Raw genomic sequence first — 7,451 nt, forward strand, 5'->3', positions numbered from 1 at the left:
GTTGAAGCCTGCGCCGTAGCATTTACGGGCACAACGGTCCTGCTTTTACTACAACGTCTTACACGCCGCTTTGCAGCAGCATGTTACGGATATGACCAATGGCCTTAGTCGGGTTCAGGCCTTTGGGACATACGTTGACGCAGTTCATGATCCCGCGGCAGCGGAATACGCTGAACGGGTCATCCAGTGAGGCCAGACGCTCGGACGTCTTGGTGTCACGGCTGTCTGCCAGGAAGCGATAGGCTTGCAGCAGTGCAGCCGGACCCAGGAACTTGTCCGGGTTCCACCAGAAGGACGGGCAAGAGGTCGAGCAGCAAGCGCACAGGATGCACTCGTACAGACCGTCGAGCTTCTCGCGCTCTTCCGGGGACTGCAGACGCTCGATGGCCGGAGCCGGCGTGTCGTTCTGCAGGAATGGCTTAACCTTCTCGTATTGCTTGTAGAAGATGCTCATATCGACGACCAGGTCACGGATAACCGGCAAACCTGGCAGCGGACGGACAACGAGCTTGCCCTTCTTGACCACGGCCGACAGCGGCGTGACACACGCCAGGCCGTTTTTGCCGTTGATGTTCATGCCGTCGGAGCCGCAGACGCCTTCACGGCAAGAGCGACGATAGGAGAAACCTTCGTCCTGCTCTTTGATCAGGGCCAGCACATCCAGCACCATCAGGTCTTTACCACCGGTATCGACCTCAAATTCCTGCATGAACGGCGCGGCGTCCTGATCAGGGTTGTAGCGATAAACACTGACTTTCAACATGGCAGCCACCCTTAGTAAGTCCGAATCTTCGGTTCAAACGTCGGAACCGTCTTCGGCGAGAAGTTCACGGCACGCTTGGTTACGCGCTTGTCACCCGGGAAGTACAGGGTGTGGCACAACCAGTTTTCGTCATCGCGATCTTCAAAGTCTTCACGAGCGTGAGCGCCACGGGATTCCTTACGAACCTCGGCGGCAATCGCCGTCGCTTCAGCCACTTCCAGCAGGTTTTGCAGTTCAAGGGCTTCGATACGAGCGGTGTTGAACGCCTGGCTCTTATCGTTGATCTTGACGTTGGCAATCCGCTTGCGCAGGTCGGCCAGCTGGGCAATGCCCTTCTGCATGTATTCGCCAGTACGGAATACACCGAAGTAGTTCTGCATGCAGCTTTGCAGCTCACGACGCAGGGTTGCCACGTCTTCGCCATCCGTGCGCTCGTTCAGCGCGTTCAGGCGAGCCAGGGCCGCCTCGATGTTGGCGTCGGTGGCATCATCGTATTCGATACCGTCGGTCAGCGCCTTTTCCAGGTGCAGGCCGGCAGCGCGGCCAAATACCACCAGGTCGAGCAGCGAGTTGCCGCCCAGGCGGTTGGCACCGTGAACCGATACGCAAGCCACTTCGCCCACGGCGAACAGACCATGAATGATCTCGTCCACGCCTTCGGCGTTCTGGGTGATCGCCTGGCCATGAATGTTGGTCGGCACGCCGCCCATCATATAGTGGCAAGTTGGAACTACTGGAACCGGAGCAACCACCGGGTCAACGTGGGCGAAAGTCTTGGACAGCTCGCAAATACCTGGCAGGCGGCTGTGCAGCACTTCCTCGCCCAGGTGATCGAGTTTCAACATCACGTGGTCGCCGTTCGGGCCGCAACCGTTGCCGGCGATGATTTCTTTCACCATCGAACGGGCAACCACGTCACGACCGGCAAGGTCCTTGGCGTTCGGAGCATAACGCTCCATGAAACGCTCGCCGTGCTTGTTGATCAGGTAACCGCCTTCACCACGGCAACCTTCTGTAACCAGTACACCGGCGCCGGCGATGCCGGTTGGGTGGAACTGCCACATTTCGATGTCTTGTACCGGCACGCCTGCACGCAGGGCCATGCCAACGCCGTCACCGGTGTTGATCAGGGCGTTGGTGGTCGACGCGTAGATACGACCTGCACCGCCCGTCGCCAGCACGGTAGCCTTGGCGCGAATGTAGGTGGTTTCACCGGTTTCGATGCAAATAGCGATCACGCCGACGAATGCGCCGTCCTGGTTTTTTACCAGGTCAACAGCGTAGTACTCGTTCAGGAACGTGGTGCCGGCTTTCAGGTTGCCCTGATACAGGGTGTGCAGCAGGGCGTGACCGGTACGGTCGGATGCCGCGCAGGTACGAGCAGCCTGGCCGCCTTTACCGTAGTCCTTGGACTGGCCGCCGAATGGACGCTGGTAGATACGCCCCTGTTCGGTGCGGGAGAACGGCAGACCCATGTGGTCCAGCTCGAACACCGCAGCCGGGCCTTCCTGACACATGTATTCGATAGCGTCCTGGTCACCGATATAGTCGGAACCCTTGACGGTATCGTACATGTGCCAGCGCCAGTCATCGTTCGGGTCGGCAGACGCGATGGCGCAGGTGATGCCGCCCTGGGCCGAGACGGTGTGGGAACGGGTCGGGAACACCTTGGTGATCACGGCTGTCTTGTGACCGCCCTGGGCCAGCTGCAGCGCAGCGCGCATGCCGGCGCCGCCGCCACCAATAATGATGGCGTCAAAAGAAATCGTTGGAATGTTAGCCATGAATCAGATACCCCAGAGAATCTGCACACCCCAGACGAAGTAAGCGAACATCGCGACGCCGCATACTGCCTGGAAAAGGAAACGTACTGCAGTCGCGGACTTGCCCAGCGCCATCGGCGTCAGGTAGTCGGTCGCGATGGTCCACATGCCGACCCAGGCGTGAGCGCCCAGGGCCACAAGGGCGAGCAGACTGAAGATACGCATCCCGTTGTGGGAGAACAGACCGTGCCATTGGGCGTAGCCAATGCCAGGGTTTGCAACGAGGTACCCGATCAGGAAAATGAAATAAGCCGCGAGAACGACCGCAGACACTCGCTGTGCCATCCAGTCATAGAGGCCCGAACGCGATAGGTTCGTAACGCTGGTTACCATATCCAAACTCCTGCCAGAACGATCAGCACCACGGAAATGGCGATGATGATTTTCGAGCCCAGGCGGCCGCCTTCCAGCGTCTCACCGATGCCCATGTCCATGATCAAGTGGCGCACACCGGCTACCAGGTGATACAGCAGAGCGGACAGGAGGCCCCATGCTACGAACTTGGCCAGCGGGCTGGTCAAGCATGCCTTCACCTCGGCGTATCCTTCCTCGGAACCCAGGGATTTGCTCAATGCATAAAGCATGATGCCCAAGCCCAGGAACAGGATGATGCCGGAAACACGGTGCAGGAACGACGTAACGCCGGTGATGGGGAGTTTGATGGTCCTTAGGTCTAGGTTTACAGGTCGTTGGCTATTCACGGCTTTTTTTCACACTGAAGAGCCCCTAACAATCAGGGCAAAGTTGTTGGGGAGTGCACTGGTCAGGTAAGCACCACCCAGGGAGTGCGACCCCCAATGAAAGCAAGCCCAAAAGCCCTTGGCGGTCGGTGGCCGAGTATAGACAGTTAGGCTACTAATGACAACGCGCACTCCTCACCCTAATAGCTGATTGCGCTGACGGGATAAAAGGCGTAAACGGCAGGCAATTTCGAGGAAAAAGTACGGTTAAAGCCTTCTGGAGCAAGACTTTAGGCAAATTGACATTCGGATTTATATCAATATAGTGGTGCGGGCCCTGCGTGGGGGGTCTGTCTGATGATTTGAAGCATAAATAGGAGGCCACATGGCTGACAAAAAAGCGCAGTTGATCATCGAGGGCGCAGCCCCCGTCGAGCTGCCCATTTTAACCGGCACCGTTGGTCCCGATGTTATCGACGTACGGGGCCTGACGGCCACGGGCCGTTTTACTTTCGACCCAGGTTTCATGTCGACCGCCTCTTGCGAGTCGAAGATTACCTATATCGACGGCGATAATGGCATTTTGCTACATCGCGGCTACCCGATCGAACAACTGGCCGAGAAATCGGACTACCTGGAAACCTGCTACCTGCTGCTAAATGGCGAATTGCCAACAGCCGAGCAAAAAGCCCAGTTTGTCAGCACCGTGAAGAACCACACCATGGTTCACGAGCAGTTGAAGACCTTCTTCAACGGCTTCCGTCGCGACGCCCACCCGATGGCCGTCATGTGCGGCGTAGTCGGCGCCCTGTCGGCCTTCTATCACGACTCCCTGGACATCAATAACCCGCAGCATCGTGAAATCTCCGCGATCCGCCTGGTTGCCAAGATGCCCACCCTGGCCGCCATGGTTTACAAGTACTCCATGGGCCAGCCCATGATGTACCCGCGCAACGACCTGACGTACGCGGAAAACTTCCTGCACATGATGTTCAACACCCCGTGCGAGATCAAACCGATCAGCCCGGTGCTGGCCAAGGCCATGGATCGGATCTTCATCCTCCATGCCGACCACGAACAGAACGCCTCGACGTCCACCGTGCGCCTGGCAGGCTCCTCGGGCGCCAATCCGTTCGCCTGTATCGCCGCCGGCATCGCCGCACTGTGGGGCCCTGCCCACGGCGGTGCGAACGAAGCCGTGTTGACCATGCTCGATGAAATCGGCGATGTGTCCAACATCGACAAGTTCATCGCCAAGGCCAAGGACAAGAACGATCCGTTCAAGCTGATGGGCTTCGGTCACCGGGTCTACAAGAACCGCGACCCACGCGCCACCGTGATGAAGCAGACCTGCGACGAAGTGTTGAAGGAACTGGGTATCAACAACGATCCGCAACTCGAACTGGCCATGCGCCTGGAAGAGATCGCGCTGACCGACCCGTACTTCATCGAACGCTCGCTGTACCCGAACGTCGACTTCTACTCGGGGATCATCCTCAAGGCGATCGGCATTCCAACCAGCATGTTCACCGTGATCTTCGCCCTGGCGCGGACCGTGGGCTGGATCTCCCACTGGAAGGAAATGCTCTCCAGCCCGTACAAGATTGGCCGCCCGCGCCAGCTGTACACCGGCTACGAGTCGCGTGACATTACCAAGCTGGAAGACCGCAAGTAAGCATTCAACTGCTTAGCTGCATTGAGAACGGCCTCCCTTAGTGGAGGCCGTTTTTGTTTGTGCTGCCTGACAGGCCGCTTTCGCGAGCAAGCCCGCTCCCACAGTTGACCGCATTTCAAAGGATGAACGCGGCCAACTGTGGGAGATTCTGATCGTTCCCACGCTCCGCGTGGTAACGCCTCCCGTGACGCTCCGCATCACCTGGCTGAGGGACGCGGAGCGTCCGAGGCTGCATTCCCACGCGGAGCGTGGGAACGATCAAACCCCAGGCAAAAAAATGCCCCGGCCTGTCGACCGGGGCATTTCTTATTGAGCGACAAGCTTAGTGGTTAACCGCCCCGCTCGCCCCCAGGCCAGTCTGCGAACGCACAAACTGCGGGAAGTACAACGCACGCTCCTTCACCGCCGCCGCCGATTTGTCGGTGATGGAGAAGAACCAGATACCCACGAACGCAATAATCATCGAGAACAGCGCCGGGTATTCGTACGGGAAGATCGCTTTTTCATGGTGCAGGATCGAGACCCAGATGGTCGGACCAAGGACCATCAGGCCCACGGCACTGACCAGGCCCAGCCAGCCGCCAATCATCGCGCCACGGGTGGTGAGGTTTTTCCAGTACATGGAAAGCAGCAGCACCGGGAAGTTACAACTGGCCGCAATGGAGAACGCCAGGCCGACCATGAACGCAATGTTCTGGCTTTCAAACAGGATACCCAAGCCAATCGCCAGGACTGCCAGGGCGATGGTGGTGATCTTCGACACGCGAATCTCATCCTTCTCGTTGGCCTTGCCTTTCTTGATCACGCTGGCATACAGGTCATGGGACACCGCCGAAGCACCCGCCAGGGTCAAGCCGGCAACCACAGCCAGGATGGTGGCAAACGCCACGGCCGAGATGAAGCCCAGGAAGATACTGCCGCCCACCGCGTTGGCCAGGTGCACCGCCGCCATGTTGTTACCGCCCAACAGAGCGCCTGCCGCATCCTTGAACGCCGGGTTGGTGCTGACCAGCAGAATCGCGCCGAAGCCGATGATAAAGGTCAGGATATAGAAGTAGCCGATAAAGCCTGTGGCATACAGCACGCTCTTGCGGGCTTCTTTCGCGTCACTCACGGTGAAGAAGCGCATCAGGATGTGTGGCAGGCCAGCAGTACCGAACATCAGGGCCAGGCCGAGGGAGAACGCCGAGATCGGGTCTTTCACCAGGCCGCCGGGGCTCATGATCGCCTCACCTTTAGGGTGAACCTTGACCGCCTCGGAGAACAGCATATTGAAGTCGAAGTTGACGTGCTTCATCACCATCAGCGCCATGAACGAGGCACCGGACAGCAGCAGCACTGCCTTGATGATCTGTACCCAGGTGGTCGCCAGCATGCCGCCGAACAACACATAGAGGCACATCAGGATCCCCACCAGGATCACCGCCACATGGTAATCAAGACCGAACAGCAGTTGGATCAGCTTGCCCGCGCCGACCATCTGCGCGATCAGGTAGAACGCCACCACCACCAGCGAACCACAGGCCGACAGGCTGCGGATCTGGGTTTGCCCGAGGCGATAGGACGCCACGTCGGCAAAGGTGTATTTGCCCAGGTTACGCAGGCGCTCGGCGATCAGGAACAGAATGATCGGCCAGCCCACCAGGAAGCCGATCGAGTAGATCAGACCGTCGTAGCCGGAGGTGAACACCAGCGCGGAAATCCCCAGGAAGGACGCCGCCGACATGTAGTCGCCAGCAATCGCCAGGCCGTTCTGGAAACCGGTGATCTTGCCGCCAGCGGCATAGTAGTCGGCCGCCGAGTTGTTACGCTTGGACGCCCAGTAGGTAATGCACAAGGTTGCACCGACGAAGGCGACAAACATCACGATCGCCGCGATGTTCAACGGTTGCTTGTGCACTTCACCGGTCAATGCGTCCGCCGCCCAAACGGCAGGCGCAAAAAGCGAAGCGCCGAATACAGCCAATAGACGACGGATCATTGCGCAGCCTCCTTGAGAATCGCATTGTTCAGGTCGTCGAATTCGCCATTGGCGCGTCGCACGTAGATGCCTGTGAGCACAAAGGCCGAGACAATCAGCCCGATCCCGATCGGGATTCCCCAGGTGATGGATGATTCAGGGCTGATCTTGGCCCCCAGGACTTGGGGCCCATAGGCGATCAACAGGATGAATCCAGAGTACAGCCCAAGCATGATCGCCGAGAGAATCCAGGCGAACCTTTCCCTTTTTTTCACCAGCTCCTTGAAGCGCGGGCTGTTTTGAATCGAGAGGTAAATGCTGTCGTTCATTGTTTTTATCCTCGCAGCACAGCTTTTTTATTATTGGAACATATCCACTGTATGCGGCTGCGGGAGAGGTTCCAGACGACCTTAGTCTTAGAACCGGTGTAGCGAGGGTTTACGGCGCGACAGAAACAATTGTAGGCACAGGCTTATGTGGGAGCGGGCTTGCCCTAATGCCAGTCAGTTAAGCGGATTCTGCTTTCTGTAGGAGCGAGCTTGCTCGCGAA

General features: G+C 58.3%; 7 protein-coding genes. 1 reads left to right on the plus strand and 6 read right to left on the minus strand.

Annotated features, from left to right (window positions below; genetic code table 11):
* Window positions 1–58: 58 nt before the first annotated feature.
* From AC07W7_RS23875 to sdhC, 4 genes are read right to left on the minus strand one after another with little or no spacing between them, the layout of a single operon-like run.
* The gene (locus tag AC07W7_RS23875) at window positions 59–763 is read right to left on the minus strand and encodes a succinate dehydrogenase iron-sulfur subunit (protein WP_029292674.1); all 705 of its coding nucleotides are present in this window, start codon (window positions 761–763) and stop codon (window positions 59–61) included.
* 11 nt (window positions 764–774) lie between these two features.
* On the minus strand, window positions 775–2,547 hold the full coding sequence (sdhA, locus tag AC07W7_RS23880; RefSeq protein WP_076963916.1) for a succinate dehydrogenase flavoprotein subunit: 1,773 nt from the start codon (window positions 2,545–2,547) through the stop codon (window positions 775–777).
* Window positions 2,548–2,550: 3 nt separating this feature from the next.
* Window positions 2,551–2,919 carry a succinate dehydrogenase, hydrophobic membrane anchor protein gene (gene sdhD / locus AC07W7_RS23885; protein WP_029292670.1) on the minus strand — a complete coding sequence of 123 codons (369 nt, stop codon included), beginning with the start codon at window positions 2,917–2,919 and terminating at the stop codon, window positions 2,551–2,553.
* The gene (gene sdhC, locus AC07W7_RS23890; protein ID WP_003172804.1) at window positions 2,913–3,287 is read right to left on the minus strand and encodes a succinate dehydrogenase, cytochrome b556 subunit; all 375 of its coding nucleotides are present in this window, start codon (window positions 3,285–3,287) and stop codon (window positions 2,913–2,915) included. Before sdhC ends, sdhD begins: the two co-directional genes overlap by 7 nt.
* A gap of 364 nt (window positions 3,288–3,651) precedes the next feature.
* Here sdhC and gltA point away from each other — a divergent pair, with 364 nt between their 5' ends.
* Window positions 3,652–4,941 (plus strand): citrate synthase, encoded by a 1,290-nt coding sequence (gene gltA, locus AC07W7_RS23895; RefSeq protein WP_003222994.1) that lies wholly within the window; start codon window positions 3,652–3,654, stop codon window positions 4,939–4,941.
* Between the two features lie 322 nt (window positions 4,942–5,263).
* Here gltA and AC07W7_RS23900 read toward each other — a convergent pair whose 3' ends face one another.
* Together AC07W7_RS23900 and AC07W7_RS23905 are read right to left on the minus strand one after the other, a co-directional pair.
* Window positions 5,264–6,922 carry a cation acetate symporter gene (locus AC07W7_RS23900; protein WP_169864725.1) on the minus strand — a complete coding sequence of 553 codons (1,659 nt, stop codon included), beginning with the start codon at window positions 6,920–6,922 and terminating at the stop codon, window positions 5,264–5,266.
* Window positions 6,919–7,230 (minus strand): DUF485 domain-containing protein, encoded by a 312-nt coding sequence (locus AC07W7_RS23905; RefSeq protein ID WP_076963919.1) that lies wholly within the window; start codon window positions 7,228–7,230, stop codon window positions 6,919–6,921. The genes AC07W7_RS23900 and AC07W7_RS23905 overlap by 4 nt, the downstream gene beginning before the upstream one ends.
* Window positions 7,231–7,451: the final 221 nt, after the last annotated feature.

The sequence above is a fragment of the Pseudomonas sp. GW821-FHT01D09 genome (assembly GCF_059422465.1).

Excerpts from the sequence above, each read along its gene's own strand:
- AC07W7_RS23875 (WP_029292674.1), bottom strand. The coding sequence starts at position 763 with ATGTTGAAAGTCAGTGTTTATCGCTACAACCCTGATCAGGACGCCGCG.
- sdhA (WP_076963916.1), bottom strand. The coding sequence starts at position 2,547 with ATGGCTAACATTCCAACGATTTCTTTTGACGCCATCATTATTGGTGGC.
- sdhD (WP_029292670.1), bottom strand. The coding sequence starts at position 2,919 with ATGGTAACCAGCGTTACGAACCTATCGCGTTCGGGCCTCTATGACTGG.
- gltA (WP_003222994.1), top strand. The coding sequence starts at position 3,652 with ATGGCTGACAAAAAAGCGCAGTTGATCATCGAGGGCGCAGCCCCCGTC.
- AC07W7_RS23900 (WP_169864725.1), bottom strand. The coding sequence starts at position 6,922 with ATGATCCGTCGTCTATTGGCTGTATTCGGCGCTTCGCTTTTTGCGCCT.
- AC07W7_RS23905 (WP_076963919.1), bottom strand. The coding sequence starts at position 7,230 with ATGAACGACAGCATTTACCTCTCGATTCAAAACAGCCCGCGCTTCAAG.